The organism is Pseudomonas khavaziana, assembly GCF_019145205.1.
Lineage (GTDB): Bacteria > Pseudomonadota > Gammaproteobacteria > Pseudomonadales > Pseudomonadaceae > Aquipseudomonas > Aquipseudomonas khavaziana.
In genome coordinates this window covers 205,715-229,945 of the sequence record NZ_JAHSTT010000008.1, presented here as the reverse complement: position 1 = coordinate 229,945, position 24,231 = coordinate 205,715, and the positions used below count along the sequence as shown (strand labels likewise).

The window sequence follows — 24,231 nt, the reverse complement described above, 5'->3', positions numbered from 1 at the left end:
GGCCGCGCACCGGCCTGTACAAACAAATACACGCTAACGCCCCGATAACCGTGCAGTCGGTACTTCGGACTGCGTGAATCGCGGCTTGCGTGACAGGATGCCACGCTCCACCTGCAGCGGGCGCTTGCGGTACACGTGCTGCAATAGCGGCAATGGCAACCCACTGGTATCCACCAGCCACTGTTGCAGCATGTCGGCTGCAGGCTTGCCTTGAAGCGCCTTGTGCAGTTCGGGGAGCGCCACCAACATGCCGGGGTGGCATTGACGCAAGAAGCCCTCCAGCCGCTCGCCGTGCTCAATGAAGGGGGCGAACAGCAGGCAGGTCAGCTGCCCCTCGTCCAAGCCGAAGAATTGCTGGGCGTAGGTGGTGGACAGGATGCGCCCATCCTCGCTTGAGGCCTCGACGATCAATGCGTTTGGGATTTTCCGATGGAGCATGCAGTCCATTGCCTGGCGAATAAAACTCTCCACGCCATGCTCATAAGAAAGCTCACGCAGGCACTGGGCCTGCAAGCCGTGCAAGTGTGCCATGAGTAATGGATTGGGGGCGGCAGGATGGCTGAAGTGAAAATCAAACGGGTCCTGCTTGTGCGCCAGGAAGTCAGTCAGCAGCGTTGAGCGGGGTACATCCACATCATCGAGCAAGTCGGCAATGCCGATATAGGCGAGATGACGGTGCCCGCCCCGGCCCGGCTCCTCTGTACCCACATAATGCTCGCCATAGAGGTCACGGTAGCAAGCGATACTCCACTCCTCCATGCGTGCAAACAGCCGGTTGAGCGACATCGGTTTGCCAGGCGCGAAATCAAGTCCGGTTGCCAGCGCCGTTTTTTTCAGCCACGCCAGGTATTGGCTTTGCTTGCGTGGCGAGTCACCGCTGACCATGGCATGCACACCGCCGTTCCAGGTGGCAACGCATTGGTAGAACTCACCGAAGGCCAGGTAGGTGTCGTTGCACAGCGTGGCGCGGATATCGCCGGACGTCAGGTGGCCCAGCAGCAGCATATTGCGCTGACTGACCTCACGCCCGACGCTGGAAGCCGGGCGTTGCGGATTGAAGGGCTGGACGTCGCGGTTCTCGACCATCAACAACTCCACACGCGGGTCGTCATGAAAAAACAGCGCGCTATAGCCTTGGTTCAAGTTGTCGAGGGTGGCCTGGGTCATGCCGGCATAGCGCAGGGTAGCAACCCGCAGGTGAAACGTCTTGGGCGCACGGCCTGCGATGGTCAGTTGCGCGGCTCGTAGCATCGCCAGTGTATAACTGCTGACTTCGCCGCCGCCGTGGGTGATCAGCACCTTGTAGTGCCCCACTTGCTCCATGCCGCCGGCTGCCACCACAATTCGCTGGACCAACAATTGAAGTACCGTCCGCTCGGCCCGCGTGAAATGCCCGATCATCCGCTGCAGAACTTGTTGGTAAACATAGTTCATGGCTTGCTCATGAATTGCGCTCATTATTCTACTACCTGAGTTGAAGTGTCAGTTTCAAGCAACTATCAATATGCATTGCTCGACCCATTACGACTGTAGGTGTGTCGGGTGCCACACGGCGCAAAGACAGTTAAACATTAGCACCTTGCAATAAAAGCACCGGCGCCCCCATGCCTTCCCACCGTGGCCCAACCTCCGGGAAAATCGCGCTCCAGCTTGACATAGACGCGCTGGGTTACCGGCCCTAGGAATACTCCGACAACTTCCTACACTGTTTTAACTAAAAAACCAGGGACACATCTGACGAGTATTAATCACCCATTTCAATCTGCTCCTTGCAAAACAACCGGGCGTTTTCAGTACACTTTCAGGGTGCACAGTGACGCCTTCCTTAGTTCCTGAAGTACGCGGCGGGAATATCAGGTAATCAATCATTGCTCAGTCCTTGAGATGACAGGGTAGCCACAATTATCGGCGCTCAAGTAATGATTAACAGATACAGACGATCGCCGAAAACCCGTTCAGATTTGCCAGGTCAGAGACATTAATGGCGCCCACACGACAGCGCCGCACTGAGTTTCAGGGCGGCATAAGGGGAAAAAGGTATTATTTGCGGGGTGGGGTCCCCCTGGACAGGCTCAACCCCGGGGGTGGGTTAAGCCCTGTCAAATGGCGCATTTGCCTCATCGGCTCAGACGCCAGCGTATTCATTTGCGAATTCTCCTACAGCTCAAACAGCTTCAACCTGCAAGGCGACACGCTCGCGGCATGGACATTCGTCCATATAGCGGTGGGCTTCTACGAACTGATCGAACGCAAATACCGTGGTTTTCAGTGGCACAAGCACACGATCGGCCGTCAACTGGTTGATATCACGCAAGGCACGCTGCAGTGCCACCTGATCCTGGACAATGCCCAGCTCCGGCTTGCCGGTGAAGTTGCCGATACAGTGCACGAAGAACTGGATATTCTTCTGGAACGCTGCACAGGCCGGGAATGGCGTCTGGTTGCCACCTTGCAAGCCATACAACACCAGGCTGCCACGGGGCGCCAGGACGTCACCCAGCAACGACATCTGCGGGCCACCCAGGCCATCAAACACCACGTCGACGCCACGGTTGTCAGTGAACTTGTTGATCTGCATCAGCAGGTCTTGTTCTTCGGTGACAATGACTTTTTCCGCCCCAAGGGAGAGCAGATATTCGCGTTCGGCGCTGTTTTTCGTCGCAGCAATCACCCGCACACCCAGGGCCTTGCCCAGTTGCACAAACGAGGGGCCGGAACAGTGGCTGGCATCGGTCACCAGGGCAAACTGCCCGGGCTTGACCCGCGCCAGATCCATATAGGCGAAATACGCAATCAGCAACGGCGTGTAGTGCACGCTGGCTTCAATCGGGCTCAAGACATCCGGATAACGGGTCAGGGCAGAACGCGGCAAGATGATCTGCTCGCCATACACCGGGTAATCGTTGGGGCTTTCGGCCGGAAAACTAGCCACCTTGTCGCCCACAGCCAGGTCATCCACGCCGTCACCCAAGGCGACAACCACACCCGCCATTTCATGCCCCAGGCCCGAAGGCAGGCGAGCATGGGAAGACGCCAGGTTCTGGCGCCATAGAATGTCGTACCAGCTGATGCCAATCGCCTCGACACGCACCTGCACTTCGCCCGGTGCGGGCTGCGCGGCTGCATGCTCTTCGCATTTGAGCACCTCGGCCGGACCAAACTTGTGAAAACGGATCGTGCGGGACATCGCAAACCTCGTCAAAGTAACCTCTAATGCCATGAACTTTATCTGGGCTTTCCAGGTAAGGCCACCGGTCGCCATTAATAGTCGACATGTCTGTCATTGATTTCGCAAAGGAGGAGCAGAACTCAACTATCGTAGGAAAAATCAATTAGCCGGTGCAGAGTACCAGCCTTTCCCCGTAAGATTCATGCCGGTCATGCTGCTGAATCGTGCTATATGGCCGCTCACGTCAAGTTTACAGACTCTTCCAGGACACAAGATGAACCGTAACGACCTGCGTCGTGTCGACCTTAACCTCTTGATCGTATTCGAAACCTTGATGCATGAGCGCAGTGTGACCCGCGCCGCCGAGAAATTGTTCCTCGGCCAGCCGGCCATCAGCGCGGCCTTGTCGCGTCTACGTGGGCTGTTCGATGACCCGCTGTTTGTACGCACCGGGCGCAGCATGGAACCCACGGCCCGCGCCGTGGAAATCTTTGAGTTGCTCTCCCCGGCCCTGGACTCGATTTCCACCGCTGTCAGCCGCGCCGCCGAATTCGACCCGGCCACCAGCACTGCGGTGTTTCGTATCGGCCTGTCCGACGACGTGGAATTCGCCCTGCTGCCGCAATTGCTCAAGCGCCTGCGCGCCGAAGCCCCGGGCATCGTGCTGGTGGTGCGCCGCGTCAACTACATCCTGATGCCCGGCTTGCTCGCCTCGGGTGAAATCTCCATCGGCGTCAGCTACACCGCCGACCTGCCGGCCAACGCCAAGCGCAAGGTACTGCGCCGCAGCCTGCCGAAACTGCTGCGCGCCGACAGCGTGCCCGGCTCATTGAGCCTGGACGACTTCTGCTCGCGCCCCCATGCCCTGGTGTCCTTCGCCGGCGACCTGAGCGGGTTTATTGATGAAGAGCTGGAGAAACTCGGCCGCAAACGCCATGTGGTGTTGGCGGTACCTCAGTTCAACGGGTTGGGCACGTTGCTGGCGGGAACGGACATTCTGGCCACCGTGCCGGATTACGCCGCCGAGGCGCTGACCTCGGCAGGTGGCTTACGCGCCGAAGACCCGCCGCTGCCTGTGCGTTCGTTTGAGCTGCACATGGCCTGGCGTGGGTCGCAGGACAATGATCCGGGTGAGCGGTGGTTGAGGTCGCGGATTCAGATGTTTTTCGGGGATCCTGAGAGTCTATAGGAGCCGTCTGGCGTGCTGTTTATCTGATCAATTTTGCCTTTCGACAAACCATGGAGCTCCGTTCACGTCCAGTGGATGGCTACATTGGGGGCATATCTGAAGGCATGCTTTGGTATGGGCGGATGACTTTTAACCTTGCTGGTTGGCGCCGAATCAGCCATCACCTGATCGCCGGATGTAGGCCCCAAGTTATTCCCCTGAGCTAAAATGGCATAATATGCCAACAAGCAAAAGTGCCTGTTTGCATAAAACTGGAGCTAGTTATGGCGACGCGAAACGTTGTGCTCACCCCTCAGCAGGATCAACTTATCCATAACTTGGTGCAGTCCGGCCGTTATCAGAATGCCAGCGAAGTGACGCGAGAAGGTTTACGTTTATTGGAGCAGCGCGTCGCCGAAGACACCGCCAAAATTGAGGCACTGCGTCAGGCCACCTCGATCGGCATCATGGATCTTGAGCAAGGGCACTTTACTCAGGTGAACGAAGGGGATCTGGAGCACTACCTCGAGGGCTTGAGCTTGGAGGCAACCCTCCCCGCGAGAGAGAAACACTGAGCATGCCGCAATATCGGATTTCCAACCCGGCGCGCGCCGACATTGTCGACATCCTTAGGCTCTCCCAGACGCAGTTCGGCGATCAAGCACGCCAGTGCTACCAGGCGCTGATCCTCGCGGCGCTGCAAGCGCTTGCTGACACGCCTTATCGCATTGGCAGCCACGACCGCGATGAGCTTGCACCGGACCTTCGCAGCTATCACCTCATCTATTCACATCATCAGGCCAAACAACCCCATGGAACGGTCAAAAGCCCACGCCATATCGTGTGGCAAACGACGACGTGTCGAGGTTGTCAGACTCCTTCATGACGCCATGGAAGTGCAGTTGCACTTGCCTAACGACTGATAGCGACCTGGCCCAACGGCTTAACTGGCCAAAAATAGCGAAGTCCGCCGGAGATCGCCATTCGCGATCACTCGCACAGTCGGTGCGAATGAGGGCAAACTTGGGGGCAAACAAAAGTGTTACCGACCTAAAAACAGTGTCCTAGAGCCCAGTCAAAATGTTTTTTGGCGTCCCTGAGTTATATCTCGCCAACGATAATCCGACACAAGGTCAGCCACTGCATAGGTGTCAGAGGAAATGCACTAGGGCCGGTTAACATCGGCATCACTCATACGGTTGTCTATCGACTATTTGGCCCCAGGACCAATCAGTGAGCTTTCGATCTGAGCACCTGGCATCATTTGCTGCAGTCCCTCGATCAGCCTGTCACCCGCTTCCGTCAAAGCTTCAAGCGGCATCGCTGGCAGACAGTTCGACCCGCAAACGCAGTAATTGGCGCTTTCGCGCAACGACGGCGGGGCTGCCGTTGGTAGCCGATGCATTTTCTGCAAATTAAGGCTGTACCCTGGTATTTGGGATGGATCTGATGTGTGCCTCGATCAAGAGGCCACTTGGCAAACGGCTTCCAGATTCACGCCATCAGGTGTCAGCACATAAGCGGCGTAGTAATCGGCGTGGTAGTGCGGCCTGATGCCCGGCGGCCCATTGTCACGTCCGCCGGCAGCAATGCCGGCCGCGTGAAAAGCATCAACCGACTCACGAGTTGGGGCGATCAGTGCTATATGCACCCCCTGACTGGCGACGGACGCGCCATACAACCAAAAGAATGGCTTTCCTCCAGAACCAAACCCCAGTCGTCGAGGCTTCGGCCCTGGCGGATCCGCCAGGATACTCATCAACAGGGTGATCCCTAACGGCCTGAGCACCGATTCGTAGAAGGCTTGAGAATACGAAGTTTCCGAAACAGCGATGCCCATATGATCTATTGCCGAACCAGTAAAGTCGCTCATCAGGTAACTCCTTAAATGCCAATTCATTGGCATCGCATACAGCTTTTAACCACAGGGAAGGACTGTTCCGTACCCGCCTAGACCTGGGACGCACCACCGTCGGCGAACAGTTCAGCGCCATTGACGTAACTTGACGCATCACTTGCTAGGAACAGCGCGGCCTGGCCGATCTCGTGCGCCTGACCGATCCGACCAAGTGTGCTCTTCTCACTGAGAACATCGATGATCTGCTGTGCGTTATCGCCCAGTACATCGCGCAGAGACTGGGTGTTCACCGGGCCGGGGCTGAGCAGGTTGATACGAACGCCAGAGCCCTTGATATCCAGGATCCAACTGCGCACCAGCGCCCGTAGCGCTGCCTTGGTAGCCCCATAGACACCCAGGCCGGGGCCAGGATTGATCGATGCGGTCGAGCCAATGATGACGATACTGCTCCCCTTGCCCATTAAAGGTAGCGCACCCTGTACCGTGAACGTCGTGCCTTTGACGTTGGTTGTGAACAGCTTATCGAAGCCTGCGACGGTGATTGCTCCCAAGGGCTCGACTGCACCTGTCCCAGCGTTGGCAATCAGCACGTCAATACGGCCATGGACCGCCTGTATGTGACCGAATAGCGCGTCAAGGTCGGCGGGGTCCGAAATGTCTGCGCATACGGTAGATGCGTTTGCACCGAGGCGGCTCACGGCATCGTCGAGTTGGGCCTGGCGACGCCCGGTTATGATCAAAGTGGCACCTTGGTTGGCGAACGCTTCTGCAATCGCGAAGCCAAGGCCCGAAGAGCCACCGGTTACCAAAACGACTTTATTGTTGAACAGCATGAGAAACACCTCCAGGAATTTATGTAGCGAACACTATATAGATTTGCGCCCACCCACAAGTTTTTTAGCGACCACTATATAAAAAGACCTGCACGCGGCGATTGATATACGTTGTAGCGGTCGCTACAGTTGCCGTATCGACTCAGCGAGATGACCATGAACGAAAACAACCGGCAGCGCCGTCCCGCCTTCGACCGCGAGCAAGGGATAGCCATCGCTCAGGCACTGTTTCATCAACACGGTTTTGACGCCGTGAGCCTGTCCGATCTGACCAATGCCATGAACATCAAACCCCCGAGCTTTTATGCCGCCTACGGTAGCAAGGCAGAGCTCTTCGAGCGGGCGATGCGTCGTTACGCCGGTGAAAGCGCGCTTCCTTTAGACAGACTTCTGGCGCCGGATCGACCTCCTGCTCAAGCGCTGACTGCCCTGTTGGTTAGCGCTGCGACGCAATACGGACGAGATAAAACCTTGCGTGGATGCTTGATCACCGAGGGCATGCGGGCGGACGACCCGATTGCCCGAAAGATGGCAGAGACATTGGGTGATGCCGCGATTCAGACGATCCGTCGTTATCTCGACCAGGTTTGCCCGCAAGCCGCGCAGACGCTGGCCGACTACGTGCTGATTACCCTGCGGGGCCTATCCGCTGCAGCATGCAGTGGCCTGTCTCGAAAACGCTTGATGGAAGTAGCCCAAGTTGCCAGCAAAGCAATTTCTCTGGTATTGGCAGAACACGAGCCACCGCAGACTTCTGAGCCACTCAGTACTGCGCATCTTCCAAAAATCTTCGACTCCGGGCGTTCGTCGGCTTGAACAACGCTCATAGACGCCAAACGGCCTTTGATACGAAAGATTGAGGCAACGCAGCGTTAACCGTCGGGTTAATTTCGACCCTCCCCCCTTCATGGAGCGCAGCCTTGGATCAACTTCTCGCCATACGGGTCTTCATCCGAATTGCGGACGCTCGCTCATTTACGAAAGCTGCCGATTCGCTGAACATACCCCGCTCCTCCGTCAGTAAACTGCTCCAGGATCTGGAACAGCACCTGGGTACCATTCGGTCTGCCTCCGGCACGGGACGCGGCCAGATGCACGACGCCCGCCCCGACCCAAGATTTATAACAGCCTCTTGAACAGCCAACACTCACCTCAGAAGTCGGTGATCACCGTGCCGGCAATACTCTCGGCAAACCCACCACCAAACACGTTGGCAGGCGTTGCAAAACCCGGCTGCTGCTCACCGTGCATTACTCGCCGCGCAGCTTCTACCGCCGCCAGCGGCGTATAGGAATAGCCGTTCACGGTTTCAATCACCGAGCGCGCGATTGCGCCATCAGTCCCGGTGACCTCAACCACTGCCCGCGCGCGATAAGCAGCCCTTTGCTCGGGTGTGGGACCATCAGGCAACTGCGACAGATCACCTTCGGGAAACGCGTCGCCCGAGATATGCACGAACATCGCAATGTTGCGGATGCCGGTCGAATGCCAGCCCGTCACCAGATCGCCGAATGACAACGGCGCACAGAGGACCGGTCCCTGGCCAAAATCAAAAAGCCGCGGCGCGGCATCCGGTGTCGCAACCAGTTCGCCATCAACCCTGGCGAGCACGCCTGCGCCGATGATTTCGCTGACGCTCATCGCAGACCCGCGAGACATCGAACCGGGGACCTGAAGCGCGATACTCAGCGCAACCGGTTTTACTGCACGCTTGGCAACATGTACCGCCAGCGAATCGGTAGGAACGACATCCCAGCCGACACCCGGCAACAGCATGACGTGGTTAGCAGCCGCTTCAGCACCCAGCCCCTCGGCCATGCGGTAAATATTGATCTCGGCAGTGATGTCCAGATAGTGCACGCCGACCTTGATACAGGCGTGCATCAACGGCTCGGCCGTTTGCGCGAACGGCCCGGCGAAGTTCAGCAATACTGAGATGCCAGACAAAGAGTCTTCGGCATCATGGGTATCAAACACCCGATAAGGCACGTCCAACTGCGCTGCGAGCGTTTCGAGACGCTTGGCATTACGCCCGGCGATTTCGAAATCCAGACCGAGCGCTTTTGCTCGATCAGCAGCCATCCGACCGGTATAGCCTGTAGCTCCGTAAATCAGTAGCGTACTCATTGGACGTGCTGCCATTTCTTGTAGACGAATTCGAGGCTGTACCCGTCCGGGTCCAGCACATTGGCCGCGTAGTAATCGGGGTCGTAATGCAAGCGTGCCCCAGGTGGGCCGTTGTCGACCGCACCCTGATGCAGGGCGGCGGTATAAGCGGCATCAACTTCAGCCTGGCTGCTTGCGACAAAACCAACATGTACCGCGCGCCCTTCCACAACGCCTTCACGCAACCAGAAAAACATCCGGCCGTTGGCACCAAACCCTTTCAGGTCAGGATGGCCCGGTGGGCCATCCTTGCCGTCGTAGTCCAGGCGCGCGGTGATACCCAACGGGGTCAGAGCAGCTTCGTAGAAACGGATAGACCGTGCGATATCGCTCACGCACAAAAAGATATGATCCAGCATGGCAAAACCCTCATGATTCAGATGTTGTAGCCGCCGGCCACTTCGAGGGTCTGGGCATTGATCCAGGCGCCCTCCTCTGACAGTAACATGGCGATAACGTGCGCGACGTCTTGCGGCTCGCCGACCCGGCCGAGTGCCGTTTGCGCCGCCAGCTTCGCCTCGAGCTCAGCGTTCAGCCCCCCGCCCAAGTCGGTGCGGATGGCGCCGGGTGATACCGCGTTGGCCCGTATGCCCCGATCACCGAATTCTTTGGCCATGTAACGGGTGAGCACCTCGAGCCCGCCCTTGAAGGCGGCGTAGGGCGCCACGCCAGCAGTGGCGACGCGGGTCGTGGCACTGGTCAGGTTGACGATACTGGCATTTTCCGCGAACAGCGGCAGTAGGGTTTGAGTGAGAAAAAACGGCCCTTTGAGGTGCACGTTGAACAAGCCGTCGAACTGCGCCTCGGTCACAGTGGCCAATGGATTGAACAGGCCGTACCCGGCATTGTTGACCAGGCCACTCAGCAGGGTGGCGCTCCAGGTGTCCCGTAAGGTCAGCACCACTGACTCGCGAAACGCTTCGAAGCTGCCCACATCAGACACGTCGAGCTTGAGGGCGACAGCCTTGCCACCGACGCGCTCGATGCGTTCCACGACTGAGGCAGCGGCCTGGGAATCAGCGTTGTAGGTCAGAATGACACCCCTACCGCGCCGAGCAATGTGCTCGGCGGCACTGGCACCGATTCCACGGCTACCGCCGGTAATGACGATGACGCTCATTTGATGTTCCTCTGTGGCTTATAGATGGCCCCACAGTACTCATCACGATCGCCAGAGTCGTACCCATTTCTACTTGAAACCTGCCTGTTTCTGCTTTTCGCTTGCATGGCGCAGCGTTCTGCCGTCAGCATGCTCAGCATGGACAATCAACTGAATGAACTCAGGTCGCTCGCGGCCAAGGCTGAAAATCGCCGCACCGAAACGGGCATCCCGCGCGTGGCCATGGTCAAGGGCAAGATCCCCGAACACATGCTGGCGGCGGTCTATGACCCGATGATCAATCTGATCCTGCAAGGCAGTAAAAGCATGAGCGTGGGGGATCGAACGCTTCGGTATGACCCTGCGACCTATTTCGTCATGTCCATTGATTTGCCGGCAGTGGGGTCTGTTCATCCAAGCGTATCGGGAGAACCTTATTTGGCAGTCAGCCTTACTCTTGATCCAACTGTGTTGTCGACGCTGTTTGAAGACCTGCCCAAACCTGTCAGCCGCCCTGAGAACAATCTCGGGTTTTCAGTCGCGCCAGTCACAACCAATTTGATGGATGCGTGGGTACGAATGCTGCGATTGATGGGCGATCCTGACGCCATCGCAGCCCTGGCCCCGGTTTATGAACGGGAAATCATCTTCCGTGTGCTCCAGGGCCCCCATGGCTGGATGTTGCGAGAGATCGCAGCGCCAGATACGGCGATGGCCCGAGTCAACATGGCGATCCAGTGGATCCGCCGTGACTTCGCGCAGCCGATTGGGGTGGAACGCTTGGCGCAACGAGCTTCAATGAGCGTCTCGGCATTTCATCGCCACTTCAAGGCAGTCACCAGCCTGAGTCCTTTGCAGTATCAAAAACGGGTTCGCCTGCTCCAGGCTAGAACACTGATGGTGGCCCACGCCAAGAGTGTCATGGCGGCTGCCCTCGAGGTCGGCTATGAAAGTGCGACACAATTCAGCAGGGATTATTTACGGGTGTTTGGACTTCCTCCTGCACAAGATGCCGGGAGGATCCTCGGGGAAACGAGCGCCATCAGACGCTAATCAGCTTGAGGATTGGATAACCGGCTAGAAAAGATCCATGACCGTCAGCCAATTCGGATTTACCGGTTAGCCTCGCTGATAGCCGGCCTCTTGACGATTGAGTTCTGGACCCTCCGTCCGGATCAAATGTGGAATTACACTGAGAGCCAGCCAAAGCCACGCTGGTGTTTATCAGGAATCGCCATTCGCGATTGCTAACCCATCCGGCGCAAATGGGGGCAAACCTGGGGCATAATTCGATTTTTTCAGGCTGTAACTACCACACTAGAGCCAAGTCAAAATGTTTTTTGGATCACCTTGACCGCCGACCACGGCTCATAGTCATGAAACGGGTTGAGACCCATGACATTATGGAGGCTCTGACCGACATACCCTTGGTAACTGGCTATCCGAGCAAAAACGCCGCAGCATGGTTCAGATTCCAATCGCTGAGAAAGAGCAACAGTGCGGTAAACGCCATCAAGCGTTTACTCCCCCGCATTGCACCATACCCCCTGCCGATTGCTCTGCGCAGTGGATCGTAGTGATGTGATATGAAGTGCGACAGTGCAAGCGTGGCGTCGTACTCCATCTTTGATGTGGCTGGGTCGAAAGCTGGCTGCCCCTGATGATCACTCACGAGCTTTGCGATTCGAGAAACCAACCGCCTAATCATGCCCCTACGCTAGAAAAGATACCCGAGCGGCGACTCGTGACGGCGGGCCAGCATCACGTTCGTGGCCGTCCCGAGATCAAAGCCAGGAATACTCAGGAGCTCCTGGTTAATCGTCAGCCACTGCGACTGGTACTTAACCGGCCAAGCTCCGGCCTGCACCGTAGCGACCCACTGCAGTACCTGCTGATCTAGGTTTACGTCTAACTGGGAGGTGAGTTTTTTATGATGGAACCACTCACGCGCGCTCCTCATCTTGACTTGATCCAGCGCGCCGATTTGAATTGCTTTACACACCAAATCCCGTATCGCCCTAGATATCCCGTCACGTGCAGTCGAGATAAATTGAACTAGCCCTTCTGGAGCTTCGCCAGGCGGCAAAATGGCGAAGTCGCAAAATGGGTGGTGCCCACTAGGAAAACGGAAGTGCGCCTGCTTCACTGCCTCCTCGGTCACTTTCGAACTTGAAGCTCTAGCGACCTCGCGGCTCCCTTCAAAAAGCACTCCGAACATTCGAGATCACTATGAGTGGCCTGCTTCCAAGTATCCGGAATGGATTCCCTTGATTTCAACTTACCCCGCTGATGACTGTCGGCGAGATACTGCAGAAGCTGATCTACATCCAATTCCATTTGACGAGAGGCGGAGAAGGCGGTCAGCGGCATATCAAGACTCCATTTGAATGCAGTAGCCACCCGTTCGTCAGACCTACCATTGTCCACCACACAATCAGGTCCCACTCTTGACCTTACTCCAGACCCGCGTGCGCACCCGCTCCAGTTTCAAGGGCAGCGGCTCCAGCGCAAACAGCGTATCGAGCACCGCTTTGGAAGGATAAACCCCTGGATTTTCGCGCACCTTCGCATCCACCAAACCCTTGGCATCCTTGTTGGCATTAGCGTAGCTGAGATAGTTAGACGACGCGGCAATCACCGGCGGGCGAAGCATGTAATCGATAAACGCCAAACCCTGTTGGGGGTTCGGCGCATCATTGAGCAGCACCAGATTTTCCACCCAGATCGGCGCGCCTTCCTTGGGAATGCTGTACTGGATCCGGCGACCATTGCCGGCGGCATCGGCAGCTTTGCGTGCGTCCATTACGCCGCCCGCCCAGCCGACGACGGCGCAGATATCGCCGTTGGCCAAATCGGTGATGAAGCGCGAGGAGTCGAAGTAGCGAATGTGCGGGCGCAGTTTCAACAGCAGGGCCTGGGCCTTCACATAGTCGTCCGGGTTCTGGCTGTTATAGGGCAACCCCAGATAGTGCAAGGCGATCGGGATGATTTCAGCGGGTGCATCCAACATGGCTACGCCACACCCTCCCAGCTTGGCGAGATTCTCCTCCTTGAAAATCAGGTCCCAGGAATCCACCGGTGCGTCATTGCCCAGCAGCGCCTGGACTTTGGCTACGTCGTAGCCGATGCCGGTGGTGCCCCACAGATACGGCACTGCAAAGCGATTACCAGGATCGTTGCGGTTGACCTTGGCGAGGATGTCCGGGTCCAGATGGGACAGGTTGGGCAGTTGCGAGCGATCCAGCTCCTTGAGCACGCCGGCCTTGATCAGGTTGGGCAACAGGTCGCCGGTAGCCACTACCACGTCATAGCCGCTGCGCCCGGCCATGAGTTTGCTTTGCATGACCTCGCTGTTGTCGAACACATCGTAGGCCGATTGAATGCCGGTCTGCGCCTGGAAATCCTTCAGCGTAGTGGGCGCGATGAAGTCATACCAGTTATAGATATTGACCTTTGACTCCGCCGCTTGAGCGCAAGCCATTACGCCGCTGATCACGGCAGCCAGTCCCCATTGCATACATCGAATAGCGATCATCACGAACTCCTGGGCCGGCACCTGCGCGCCAGCTGATTATTGTTATGGAGGGTACAAACGCGGTCAGCGAATCAGCAGTTCACGGCGGCCGTCGGGGTGCTCGACAGCCTCTCCTTGCAGTTGCAGTCGACGATCATTGAGGTAGTGATAATCCCTGCGAGCCGCCTTGATTTGAGCAAGGTCCAGGCTGATCACATGGCATGTTTCTTCGCGCCCGGCTTCGTACAACACGCGTCCAAACGGGTCGACCACCGCACTGCCGCCGGCGAATACCAAACCGTCATCGCCCTGCCCGGCGCGGTTGACCATCACGCCGAACAGCTGGTTTTCCTGGGCCCTGGCCATGATCGCGGTGCGATGTACCGGACCGTAGGGGTCCATGTTGCCGTTGGTGACGATGATCAATTCAGCACCCAGTTGCGCCAGCGCCCGCGCCGTTTCCGGCAGCTCGATGTCGTAGCAGATCAGCAGGCCGACACGCACGCCGTTCCACAGCGTAGTGGCAAAGCGATCGCCGGGTGTGATGTCGGCGCGCTCGGAGGGCCACAGATGGGTTTTGCGATAGCGCAGGGCAATGCCGTCGGGGGTGATCAAGACCGAAGTGTTGTAGTAGTTGCCCGCGTCACGCTCGACCAGACCGATGACCACTGACACGTTGCGCTCACGCACCGCCTGTTGCACGGCTTGCAGTGTCGGCCCTTTCAGGGGCTCGGCGACGCTGGCCAACTGTTCGCCACCGACGAAGCCCATCAAATGGGTTTCCGGGAATACCAGCAGGTCGGTGTCCGCGTTGCAATTGACGATGGCCTTCAATGCGCAAGCTAGGTTAGACGGCGTGTCGCCATCGCGACCGGCTAACTGTATCAATTCAATTTTCATCGGTGATTCTTCCGCGCAGCTCAGCAAGTTCTGAAAGAGTATGGGCGGCGCTGACGAAGCGAAAAATCACGTCGATGGGGTACCCCCGTAGGGGTAGTGAGATCAAATAACACTCAGATCAAAGCAGACCGTTCATAAGACAATATCATCGTTACACCCGCGCTCACCGGCCCTGAGTGTGCGTTCACGGCCGTGCAAATGTAGCGCACGCTTAGGGGCTTACTGATCGACCCAGCGCCTTTAGGCATAGCGCCTAACGTGCGCGGGGAAGCAGCCTCCGAACGTCACTGCCGTTACCCCCGCCATGATCTGCAACCACACGCCTGAGGCCTGCTCGTTTACTTTCGCCAATGCAACTGCGGTTAAAAATTATTCATAAGAGAGCGTTACGGTGACTCCAGCGTTTACTTTTCCTGGTGTCATTTTCCCGGTACGAATATAGTGAACACCAAAGAGTTTACTAATAGTTCCGCCCTGAACCCCCATATCCCCGAACTCTCCTTTGAGTGTAGAAGCCGACGTTTGAGCCCCGAAGACCACAGGCGTCTCGCCATCAAGCACTTGCAGGGACACGCCCGAGGCCGAATTGCCTGCTGAATTTAGCATTAGATTTGAAGTTGTATTGCCCGGAGTATTCACATCCTCCAACGAATAAAGAATTTTGTACGCTGCATAGGAAGCGGCACACGTCACGCCAAGATTGAAATTTACTCTTCCGGTCGTCTCACCAACTGAGGAGAGTAACGACAAATTAGTCTTTTTTAGACCCACCACAGATGGCGCACTTAGCGTGCAGGACGTATTGTTCACAGAAATATTAGCTGAGGGTAAATATCCATTAGCGGAAAATTGGGGGTAACCCAATTCGAAAACTGATATCCAAAAAAATCGATTTATACCTGCTACTACTAGCTCACCAACTGGCAATCGGTTAAGAGACACATAACGATATCTATAGCTATAACTTTTTTTCAGTATTCCGCCATTGCCTGGAATGGAAAGCTTCCGAGTATAATAATTTACAGGCACGTAAGCCTCACCTGTAAAAGCGTGCTCATAAATCAAACCAATATTGGGATTATTAGTAGACGCCAATGAATACGATTTGCCCTCGAATTCATATGTAGAACTAGGATCCGCAGTAATGGCAAAAGTTATAGTAAAGACCGACTTTGGATCAGTCTCACTGCAACTCAAAAAATCAAGGGTGCTTCTTTCATGCCAAATACTCGAAAGCATCTGCCGCCCAGTCTGCCCCTTCGACTGCTGCACTTTCAGACTCACACTCGACGCCGCACTAAGAGATTGCTTTATACAATTAGCGGAGGCCCACGCGTTATTATTGCAAAGAAAAAAAAACACAAGACACATACACTTATAAACCAAATTCACCTATCACCTCCAACACAAACGGCATCAAAAACCTCATACATTAACTCTTTTTTTGCAGGCGGCAAATTATAACTAAAACTACATTGTCCACCGTGCCAGCCGACAGTGAGTTCGCCTTTGTCCGTCACACCGAAAACAAGAAGCCTTGATACATTATCAACTACGCCAAGCACATTTCCATTTTTCCCATAAACTTGAGCACCAAACGGAATTTTTTTACCATTACTCAACTGCAATGAAAACTGTAACCTGCGCCCCGACTCAACCTCAAACCGACGCTTAACCACAGCGCCACGCGTCGGCACCACCCGCTGCGAACTTTCTGCGACTTCGATATCGCTACCAAAAGTATTGGTATCCAAGTTGATCCAGTTGTAACGATAGGGTTGTGCATAGGGCACGACCGCATAGCCTTTTTTATCGGTACGCACCGCAGTCCCACTTTCGACGCCGACGCCCTTGGTATCGGGTACTTCAACCAATGCGAAGGTTTCACCGACCGGTTGCCCCAACGTCAACCCGCCGCTGTGAACCACTACCGATCCACTCGCCCCGACGTCAAAATGCTTGTTATCCCGACCCTGCCCATAGTTGCCACTGACTTTTGCGTTAGGCGTGTCCCAATTCATACCGACGCTGCCGGAGGCACCGCTGGTTTTGCTTTTGCTGCCCTGTACCGAATAACTCAAGGTATTTTGTTCGTCGATGTTGCCGGACAGGCCCGTTTGAATCGACGTCTCACCTTGGGACGATGAAGTAGCGCTGGTATACAGCCGCTGCGCGCGACGATTGTCACCGAACGGAATACTAAAGGACGCAGACACCTGGTTATCGATTCGTTGACTGCCACCCTGCCCCTCTGTACGGGACACGGCAAAGCTGTAGCTGGTATCGGCATAGCTGCCGTTGTAGCCGAACTGCCAACGCCGCGTGCTGCCCTGACCGTTCCAGTAACTGGTTTCGCCCAAACTTAGAAACAGCGACCCACGCCCTTCCAAGGACTGGTTGACGTTCATGTCAAAACGGCTTTTTTGTCGGCCGTAATAAGGGGTTGTGAAGCGATCCTGTTCATCCACATGTTGGCTGAACGTGCGATAAGACTCGGTGGAATAGCGATAGCCGACCATGGTGAAGGTGGTATCGGTGCTGCTCAGGGTCTTGGAATACAAAAAGCGCGCACTCTGGCCCACGTTCTTGCGCCCGGATGCATCCTTGGAGTTGCTGTTGGTGACGTCAAACGACACACCGCCCCACGGCGAGTTAACCCCTATGCCCAAGTTCAAAGCATTGTAGGCCTGGGAAGCGAGTAACCCGCCGTAGCCGGTGAAGTTGTCGGTCACGCCATACACCAGCGTGCCTTGCGTAAACTTGGGCGCCGCCTGCCCTTCTGTCTGGTATTGGCCGGCGGCCAGGCTGTAGCGGGTACTGCCTCGACGTGTCATCACCGGCAAGTATGAATAGGCCTGGGAGTATTGACGCTCGCGCCCATCGGCCTCGATGATCTTGATGCTCAAGTCACCGTTGGAGCCGCTGGGGTAAATGTCGCTGATCTCGAAAGCACCTGCCGGAACGCTGGCCGAATAGATCACGTAGTTGTTCTGGCTGATCTCCACTGTTGCGTTGGTTTCAGCGATACCGCGCACCACTGGTGCGAAACCGACTTCATCATCGGTCAGCATGCCGAGTTCCGATGTCAATTGAGCGCCGCGAAAACGCACACTGTCGAAGATATCGCCCTGGGTGTACAGCTCACCCCCCGCCAGTTTGCTCTTCAGGCTGATGACGTCACGCTCGGCATAGGTACGGTTGCTATTGAATGTGTCGCGCATACCGGTGCCGCCGGAGATCGACGACTCGTTGCGAAAGCGCCAGGCACCGAGGTTGAAGCCGTTACGCAGACCTATATAGCGGTAGTCGCTACTGTAACCACGGCTGATATTACGACTGAAGTTGGTCTGATAATTGGTGTACAGGGCGGTAATGCCGTTATCCCACAACGACGGATCGACATAACCACTGGACTGCCTCTTTACGTAGGCTTGGGGCATGCTGATCTGCAACGCCAGCGCCGTCACGTCAAACTCAACGTCGGCTCCCGGCACCAGCGCCGACAGATTGATCACAGTATCGTCGGCACTGCCCGCAGTGATGACACCTTCTTGCTCAAGCCGTGCAGTGTTCACCCCAATCGCCTTGAGCAGGCCCAGGTGTATGACCGGCTTGACTTCCGACCCGCCCTGCACGGCAAACTTAATAGATTCACGTAGTATCAAGACTTGATTGAGGTAAATATCAACATTGTACGTGCCAGGGGCGATCGTGCTTCCTTGCTCAAAGTACTTCAATTCGGCCGTGGCGCCATGCTTGTTCAAAAAGGCATCATTGAACTCCACGGCATGGGCGGCAAGCGGCAGGGAAGCGCTTGCCAGCACTAGACCAGAGGCGCCAAAACGACCAAACAGACGGGTACCAGTACAACTCCCAAAACAAAGTGCCCACATAAGAATTCTGCCTCATTACTCAATCGTTACCGCTCGACTTGTTTTAGGTGCAGAGCTGTCTGTTCTTTTTTTAAAAGCCAATCAGCTTGAAATATTGGCGAGACTCTTAACAGGAACGCCATAATCATTAATGGCATTAAATTCAACGACAACTTGAGCATTAGCAGGTATTGCACCGGCGCCTTCCACCAGAAACTTACCTGTCGTACCGGGCGCTACCATCTCCGCATTGACCGGGTGACGAGCGCCCTTATACTCAAGGGAAACAGCGCCAAAGGATGCGTAATAAACAGAGTTATTGGAGACCAACAGCCAGCGTTTTCCGCCTTCATTTACCAACTGCCACTTCAATAACTTGACAGACTCTTCAGGCGTACCGGACAAACCCGTCGGCCGATAAAACAGCTTGATCCGTTGGCGCACTGCAATTTGCAAAGTGTTATCGGCCTCAGACTTTTGGGGAATCTCCTGCACGCTGAGCCAGAACACCGATTCTTTGTCTGAGGGCAAACCTTTCCCCGCATAAAAAATGCGCAGGCTTTGTTGCTTGTTGCCGCCCAGGCGACTCAGCGAAGGGGTTAACGCAAACGGTACATCCTGATCCGTTTTTTTTGAATCCGGCTCCAACCAGGACTGAATCATGACGTCCCTGTCGGCGTCATTCTTGACCATGATGGAGGCTTCCTTGAGCTTTTGCGGGTAGATAACCCGCGTGCCGCCCAATGTAATACCGGCCTGTGCGATACCACTGAAGAGCAATATGATCCCCGCCAGCCAATACCTGGAGTACACGTTCTTCATTTAGTTACCTGCGATAAAGTAGAGAAGCATGAATATGCTTCTCTAATGAAAGACTTATTGGTAAGTCAGAGTGAATGGCAGCGTGCCATTGGCTGGACCAGGCACAATCGGACTAACACCGTTAGCCACATAAGAGGCACGCATGTTTAAATTAGCGGTATACGTGAAGGCTGGGTCAGTACCGGCCTTGACTAACGGCGCGTCAAAAGAGCCGTTACCTGCCAGATTAATCAAGTTATTGCTGCTATCGAAGATACCAATACCCACGCCCTTCGCAGCACCGGTGGTTTTGAGCAAGTTATTATTCGACCCATCCACACCGGAACCAGAGCTAGGGTCGAACATTACCTTAACAGTGGTCAACCCAGCAGCGGTATTACCACAGTCCAGATTAATATTAATCGCCGTGCCCGAAACAATCCCAGGATTTTTCGTGCTCAGGGAGTCAATACTGACCTTGCCCATCGGCACTTCAATTATCTGCGCACCGGCGGCTCCACCCACACTGGTACCGGCGCCTGAAGAGGCTTTGCAGGAAGCGGCAGTAATTTCACCGGTAAAATTGATAGTCCCGTCTGCCGCCAAAGCGGAAGTTGTAATCAACGCGGTGATAGCCGCTGCCAGAATATGCCTTTTTTGGATAGCCACAATCAATTTCCTTTAGGTTGTACAGGAGGTTAATACTTGTAATCGACCCTATAAAAGAGTCGGCTAAGTTTACCCAGTACACCCTCAGCAACAATCGCAAGAATCCATGCCTAGCCCTAGACGAATCCTTACAAGTCATCAGATAAATCCTACAAAGTTGACGAGTACTCAAATAACCTTTGATACAACGGCGAATACGGTCTGTAGACTGGCCCGTCTTACAATATACGCGCGAGACACGAGCCAGTGGCGCACGGCCAAGGGCAAGCGATAACGTCGAAAGGAGCACCGATGGGCAGTGAAATGAACCTGACATTGCAGGATGTAGCGTGGCATGACGCGGTCGGCAAGCTGATCGAGGCCCTGGACCGCCCAGACTTCTGGCGATCGTTGACGCGTTTGCTGGGGCGCTACGTACCGGTGGATAACTGGGTGGTGCTGATATTCAGCACGGGCAGGCCACAGGTACTCGCCGAGTCTGCCGCAGAGGGTAACGAGTCCGACTCACTCTTCCAAGATTACCTCAAGGGCCTGTACCTGCTAGACCCGTTCTACCTAGCCAACCGCGAGTTACCACAAAGCGGCCTGTTCCAGTTGGACGACGTCGCCCCGGAGTGCTTTGAGCAGACAGAGTATTACCAGCGCTACTTTAAGTTGAATGTGGTCGCCGACGAGATTCATATCAATGTGCAATTGGACACCAGCCGCACTTTGAGCTTGTCGCTAGGCAGTAGTAGCCGCTTCAGCCAGCAGCAGATCGCGTTGCTGGCCCTGGTACAGCCATGGGTCGCCGGCTTGATGCGCCAACGTTGCACGTTCGAACAGAGTTTGAAGTACGCACCGGAGCAGGCACCTGACTGGCAGGCGCGCCTCCACGCAACCACGCGACAGATCAGCGCTTCATTGTCTGCCCGCGAAATGGAAGTGGGTCAACTGATGCTCAGCGGCTGCTCAAACAAAGAGATCGCCCGCAAGCTGGCGATCTCTGCCGAAACGGTCAAGGTGCATCGCAAGCATATGTACAACAAGCTGGGGATCAAATCCCAGTCCGAGCTGTTCCTGTTATTCCTTCAGGCTCAGGAGTGAACCGGGGCCGTCCAGCCCACCTTCGCCATCGCTGCCAGCAGTTGCTCAGGCTTGAGCGCCAGCGCGTGCCGGCCACGGCCCTCAAGGTCGTTAGCGGCCAATAGCGCATTGAGAATTGCCTCTTCGACGGCGTCCGCTGCGGCAACGAATAACGTAGAGATGTAGTCGTTATTGACCATCTGCAAGGCCGTGGTCGGCGGGCCGGGTTGCCCGAGATTGGCCACCGGCAAGTCGGTATTGCCCACCGAGAACGCAATGAAGATGTCGCCGCTGTCGTCCTCGGTGCCGCCACCGACCCGCGCCAAGCCGACGCTTGCGCGCTGTGCAAGACGCGTGCACTGATGAGGCAGCAACGGCGCATCGGTCGCGATGGTGATCACGATGGAACCCATGCCGGGTACGCCGACATTAACCGGCCCGTCATAAGGCGAAGGCGTGTCCTGCAATACGCTGCCCACCGGGTAACCCGCCACGCGCAAGGCGCTGCGTACGCCGTAGTTGGCCTGCACCAATGCACCTACGATCCAGCCGCCCTCTTCGGCGCTCAGCACGCGAGACGACGTACCAATCCCACCTTTGAATTCATGGCAGATCATGCCGTTGCCACCGCCCACACAGCCTTCCTGCACCGGGCCACTGCGTGCATCCGTCAATGCGGCGTACACATGCTCGGCAGTGACGTGCTGGTCCCAGATATCGCTCAAAATGCCATCGTAGGTTTCCAGCACCACCGGCATGCACCAATAGGTATGTTGCTTACCCATCTCGCGCTCGGCAGCCACCAATGCATCACGCACCACGCCAACGCTATGGGTGTTGGTGTAGGCAATGGGCGTAGTCAGCAAACCTGCTTCGCGAATCCACTCCAGGCCGGTGGCGTCGCCATTGCCGTTGAGCACGTGAACGCCAGCGAAACACGGCGCCAGATGGGCGGCGACCGGGCGTGGCTCGATGATTGTCACGCCGGTGTGCATCGAGCCCTCCGAGCTTTCGGCGTTGAGGGTGTGATGGCCAACGCGTACGCCGGGCACGTCGGTGATGGCGTTGAACGCCCCGGGTGTGCCGGTACCAATGGAGATGCCTAGGTCTCGTAAGCGCATGTTTTAACTCTCAATAGTCGAGTGAAGAACGTGCGTGAAGTCTAAGTTGGCGGCGGTTGCGTGACGATAACCTCCTGTGGTTACCCTCGGGACGTTAGGCTATTCGTACGATTTATCGCAGCACCTATACGACTGCACCCGCCCCATTGAGCGTAATCTCCTTGGACCGCCGAGCTTCATCTTATTTTTTCCTGCGCTCGGTCTTCTTAGCATAGGCGGATGAAATCAACGTCCGGCAAGCTCGGCCCCCACGCCTGTATCACAACCACCCTGTATCTAACGACGCTATGGCTGTTTACGGCGATTCAGCTCGCGCGAGCGGCCAGCCCGATCGATATCGTCACCAGCACCCAACGCCTGCAAGACCTCCAAATGAAAAGTTTGCAATCCCAGGCACTTGGAACCCCGGGTGCACTGACCGCAACACCCCTGCCCTCCGCCAATGCGCTGAAGGTGCCGGAAGAATCACCATGTTTCGTTATCCGCACTGTGGAGTGGAAAGGTGCAGATGATTTCGACTGGCTGGAGCGCGCGCCGGCGATCCTGGGGCACTGTGTGGGCGGCGAAGGGTTGACGGTTTATCGCCGTTGGTTAGCAGCACAACTGATGGCGCGCGGATACATCACCACCCAGGTGTTGATACCGCCTCAAGACCTGAGCAGCGGCCACTTGATCGTCCAACTTATCCCTGGGCGCATGGGCAACATTGATCAGCAACCGGAATCGCTTGGCTGGCCAGGCATGGCCTTTCCCGCAGCCAAAGACGAACTGCTGAACGTGCGCGACCTGGACCAGGCGTTGGAAAATGTGCGCCGCCTGCCAGGCCAAGCCGCGACAACGCTGAATCTGATTCCAGGCGTTGAACTGGGTGAAAGCGATGTGATCATCCAGCAACCGCCGCAGGCGCGCCGGGTGTTTGGCTTGCTGACCGTCGATAACAGCGGTATCGACGCCACGGGCCGTCACCAACTCGGTGGGATTGTCGCCGTCGATTCTCCGACCGGGCTTTACGACCAACTGCTGCTGACCTACAGCACCGACACAGACTTCAATAACCACACCCGTGGGTCTTCGGCTAAAAGCCTGGCCTGGAACGTACCCGCAGGCTATGCCCTGCTGTCGTTCGGTGCCAGCGAGTGGACCAGCAAGCAAGCCTTATTCAAAGACCCCGGCGGACGAAGCATTACATTCAGCTCCCGCACCCGACGTATAGATGCCGGGCTGGACTACGTGGTGAGTCGCTCCAATCGCAGCAAAAGTGTGCTCAACGCTCGCCTGGTCAATCGTGAGGATCGCGCCTGGGTAGCCTCGACCGAACTGCAGCAATTGCACCGGCAGATCACCAGCTATGAACTTGGCCTGACCCACCGAGCCAACCTGCGCTTTGGCAAGTCAACGGTGCAGGCTGGTGTGCGCGGCTCACTGCCCGGACTCAGCAAAACGCCCGGCGCGCTCTATGAGCAACAGGACTGGAACGGTCGCTATCACCTGTTCACTGCCAAGGCGGCGTTTGAGATTCCGTTTGACCTGGGCGCAATGCGTTTGGGCTATCGCAACGCGCTGGTCTACCAATATGCGCCGGTGCCAGTGCCGTCGACCGAATACATGCAGATCGGCGGCCGCTACAGCGTGCGCGGCTTTGACGGTAACACCACCCTCGCCGGCCCCACTGGCTGGACCCTGCGCAATGAGCTGTCCATCACCGCCTTCAGTGGCAGCCAGGCGTATGCGGCACTCGATGCCGGTGCGGCGTCGCCGGTGGGCGGCCAGCGGCAAGATCGACAGCCATTGATCGGCGCAGCTGTCGGCTTGCGCGGTAATGTCAGCCGCTTTGGTTACGACCTGGCCCTGGGCATGCCGATCAAGCGCAACGACGAGATGAACACCACCACGCCAACCCTCGATTTCTCCCTGAGCAGCCGCTTCTAGGCGAACACTTTTTCCCAGGGATGGGAATCCGAGTGCCACCCAGTGCACCCGCCCGGCGCCCGCAGTC

The 24,231-nt window shown here is 56.4% G+C and carries 22 protein-coding genes and 1 pseudogene; 8 read left to right on the top strand and 15 right to left on the bottom strand.

The window, feature by feature from the left end:
• Positions 1–33: 33 nt before the first annotated feature.
• Positions 34–1,458: a hypothetical protein gene (locus tag KVH01_RS20145; RefSeq protein WP_217882623.1), complete on the bottom strand. Its 1,425-nt coding sequence runs from the start codon at positions 1,456–1,458 to the stop codon at positions 34–36.
• 706 nt (positions 1,459–2,164) lie between these two features.
• The gene (locus KVH01_RS20140; protein WP_043049405.1) at positions 2,165–3,187 is read right to left on the bottom strand and encodes a zinc-dependent alcohol dehydrogenase family protein; all 1,023 of its coding nucleotides are present in this window, start codon (positions 3,185–3,187) and stop codon (positions 2,165–2,167) included.
• Positions 3,188–3,443: 256 nt separating this feature from the next.
• Here KVH01_RS20140 and KVH01_RS20135 point away from each other — a divergent pair, with 256 nt between their 5' ends.
• From KVH01_RS20135 to KVH01_RS20125, 3 genes and pseudogenes are all read left to right on the top strand, one after another.
• The gene (locus KVH01_RS20135) at positions 3,444–4,358 is read left to right on the top strand and encodes a LysR substrate-binding domain-containing protein (RefSeq protein WP_043049406.1); all 915 of its coding nucleotides are present in this window, start codon (positions 3,444–3,446) and stop codon (positions 4,356–4,358) included.
• A gap of 263 nt (positions 4,359–4,621) precedes the next feature.
• On the top strand, positions 4,622–4,912 hold the full coding sequence (locus tag KVH01_RS20130; protein WP_217882622.1) for a type II toxin-antitoxin system ParD family antitoxin: 291 nt from the start codon (positions 4,622–4,624) through the stop codon (positions 4,910–4,912).
• A gap of 2 nt (positions 4,913–4,914) precedes the next feature.
• Positions 4,915–5,260: pseudogene (locus KVH01_RS20125) on the top strand (type II toxin-antitoxin system RelE/ParE family toxin).
• A gap of 539 nt (positions 5,261–5,799) precedes the next feature.
• Here KVH01_RS20125 and KVH01_RS20120 read toward each other — a convergent pair.
• Positions 5,800–6,210: a VOC family protein gene (locus KVH01_RS20120; RefSeq protein ID WP_043049411.1), complete on the bottom strand. Its 411-nt coding sequence runs from the start codon at positions 6,208–6,210 to the stop codon at positions 5,800–5,802.
• 77 nt (positions 6,211–6,287) lie between these two features.
• Complete coding sequence (locus KVH01_RS20115) at positions 6,288–7,028, bottom strand: SDR family NAD(P)-dependent oxidoreductase (RefSeq protein WP_217882621.1); 741 nt, start codon at positions 7,026–7,028, stop codon at positions 6,288–6,290.
• A 156-nt stretch (positions 7,029–7,184) separates the two neighbouring features.
• Between KVH01_RS20115 and KVH01_RS20110 the strand changes: the two genes are divergently transcribed.
• Positions 7,185–7,844, top strand: a complete 660-nt coding sequence (locus KVH01_RS20110; RefSeq protein ID WP_217882620.1) for a TetR/AcrR family transcriptional regulator — start codon at positions 7,185–7,187, stop codon at positions 7,842–7,844.
• 104 nt (positions 7,845–7,948) lie between these two features.
• Positions 7,949–8,164, top strand: a complete 216-nt coding sequence (locus KVH01_RS30465) for a helix-turn-helix domain-containing protein (protein WP_318836583.1) — start codon at positions 7,949–7,951, stop codon at positions 8,162–8,164.
• Between the two features lie 16 nt (positions 8,165–8,180).
• Here the strand turns inward: KVH01_RS30465 and KVH01_RS20100 are convergent, their stop codons facing one another.
• The 3 genes from KVH01_RS20100 to KVH01_RS20090 are packed head-to-tail and all read right to left on the bottom strand — an operon-like array spanning position 8,181 to position 10,314.
• The gene (locus KVH01_RS20100; RefSeq protein WP_217882619.1) at positions 8,181–9,155 is read right to left on the bottom strand and encodes a saccharopine dehydrogenase family protein; all 975 of its coding nucleotides are present in this window, start codon (positions 9,153–9,155) and stop codon (positions 8,181–8,183) included.
• Positions 9,152–9,553 carry a VOC family protein gene (locus tag KVH01_RS20095; protein ID WP_043049415.1) on the bottom strand — a complete coding sequence of 134 codons (402 nt, stop codon included), beginning with the start codon at positions 9,551–9,553 and terminating at the stop codon, positions 9,152–9,154. Before KVH01_RS20095 ends, KVH01_RS20100 begins: the two co-directional genes overlap by 4 nt.
• Before the next feature lie 17 nt (positions 9,554–9,570).
• Complete coding sequence (locus KVH01_RS20090) at positions 9,571–10,314, bottom strand: SDR family NAD(P)-dependent oxidoreductase (RefSeq protein WP_217882618.1); 744 nt, start codon at positions 10,312–10,314, stop codon at positions 9,571–9,573.
• Between the two features lie 138 nt (positions 10,315–10,452).
• On the opposite strand from KVH01_RS20090, the gene KVH01_RS20085 reads away from it, so the two are divergent.
• A complete protein-coding gene (locus KVH01_RS20085; RefSeq protein ID WP_217882617.1) occupies positions 10,453–11,346 on the top strand; it encodes an AraC family transcriptional regulator in 894 nt (297 codons plus the stop codon).
• Between the two features lie 664 nt (positions 11,347–12,010).
• On the opposite strand, the gene KVH01_RS20080 is transcribed toward KVH01_RS20085, so the two are convergent.
• The 7 genes from KVH01_RS20080 to KVH01_RS20050 form a co-directional block, all read right to left on the bottom strand.
• Positions 12,011–12,439 carry a hypothetical protein gene (locus tag KVH01_RS20080; protein ID WP_217882616.1) on the bottom strand — a complete coding sequence of 143 codons (429 nt, stop codon included), beginning with the start codon at positions 12,437–12,439 and terminating at the stop codon, positions 12,011–12,013.
• A gap of 288 nt (positions 12,440–12,727) precedes the next feature.
• Complete coding sequence (locus KVH01_RS20075) at positions 12,728–13,828, bottom strand: polyamine ABC transporter substrate-binding protein (protein WP_137203770.1); 1,101 nt, start codon at positions 13,826–13,828, stop codon at positions 12,728–12,730.
• Between the two features lie 63 nt (positions 13,829–13,891).
• A complete protein-coding gene (locus tag KVH01_RS20070) occupies positions 13,892–14,707 on the bottom strand; it encodes a carbon-nitrogen hydrolase family protein (protein ID WP_217882615.1) in 816 nt (271 codons plus the stop codon).
• Positions 14,708–15,076: 369 nt separating this feature from the next.
• A complete protein-coding gene (locus KVH01_RS20065) occupies positions 15,077–15,991 on the bottom strand; it encodes a fimbrial protein (protein ID WP_217882614.1) in 915 nt (304 codons plus the stop codon).
• Between the two features lie 104 nt (positions 15,992–16,095).
• Complete coding sequence (locus tag KVH01_RS20060) at positions 16,096–18,600, bottom strand: fimbria/pilus outer membrane usher protein (protein WP_217882613.1); 2,505 nt, start codon at positions 18,598–18,600, stop codon at positions 16,096–16,098.
• 81 nt (positions 18,601–18,681) lie between these two features.
• Entirely contained in the window at positions 18,682–19,401 is a 720-nt protein-coding gene (locus KVH01_RS20055; RefSeq protein WP_217882612.1) for a fimbrial biogenesis chaperone, read from the bottom strand.
• A gap of 54 nt (positions 19,402–19,455) precedes the next feature.
• Positions 19,456–20,049 (bottom strand): fimbrial protein, encoded by a 594-nt coding sequence (locus KVH01_RS20050; RefSeq protein WP_137203775.1) that lies wholly within the window; start codon positions 20,047–20,049, stop codon positions 19,456–19,458.
• Between the two features lie 303 nt (positions 20,050–20,352).
• Here KVH01_RS20050 and KVH01_RS20045 point away from each other — a divergent pair, with 303 nt between their 5' ends.
• A complete protein-coding gene (locus tag KVH01_RS20045; protein ID WP_217882697.1) occupies positions 20,353–21,135 on the top strand; it encodes a response regulator transcription factor in 783 nt (260 codons plus the stop codon).
• Here KVH01_RS20045 and KVH01_RS20040 read toward each other — a convergent pair.
• Positions 21,126–22,235: a DmpA family aminopeptidase gene (locus KVH01_RS20040; RefSeq protein WP_217882611.1), complete on the bottom strand. Its 1,110-nt coding sequence runs from the start codon at positions 22,233–22,235 to the stop codon at positions 21,126–21,128. The genes KVH01_RS20045 and KVH01_RS20040 overlap by 10 nt on opposite strands.
• A 372-nt stretch (positions 22,236–22,607) precedes the next feature.
• Between KVH01_RS20040 and KVH01_RS20035 the strand changes: the two genes are divergently transcribed.
• On the top strand, positions 22,608–24,164 hold the full coding sequence (locus KVH01_RS20035; RefSeq protein WP_217882610.1) for a ShlB/FhaC/HecB family hemolysin secretion/activation protein: 1,557 nt from the start codon (positions 22,608–22,610) through the stop codon (positions 24,162–24,164).
• Positions 24,165–24,231: the final 67 nt, after the last annotated feature.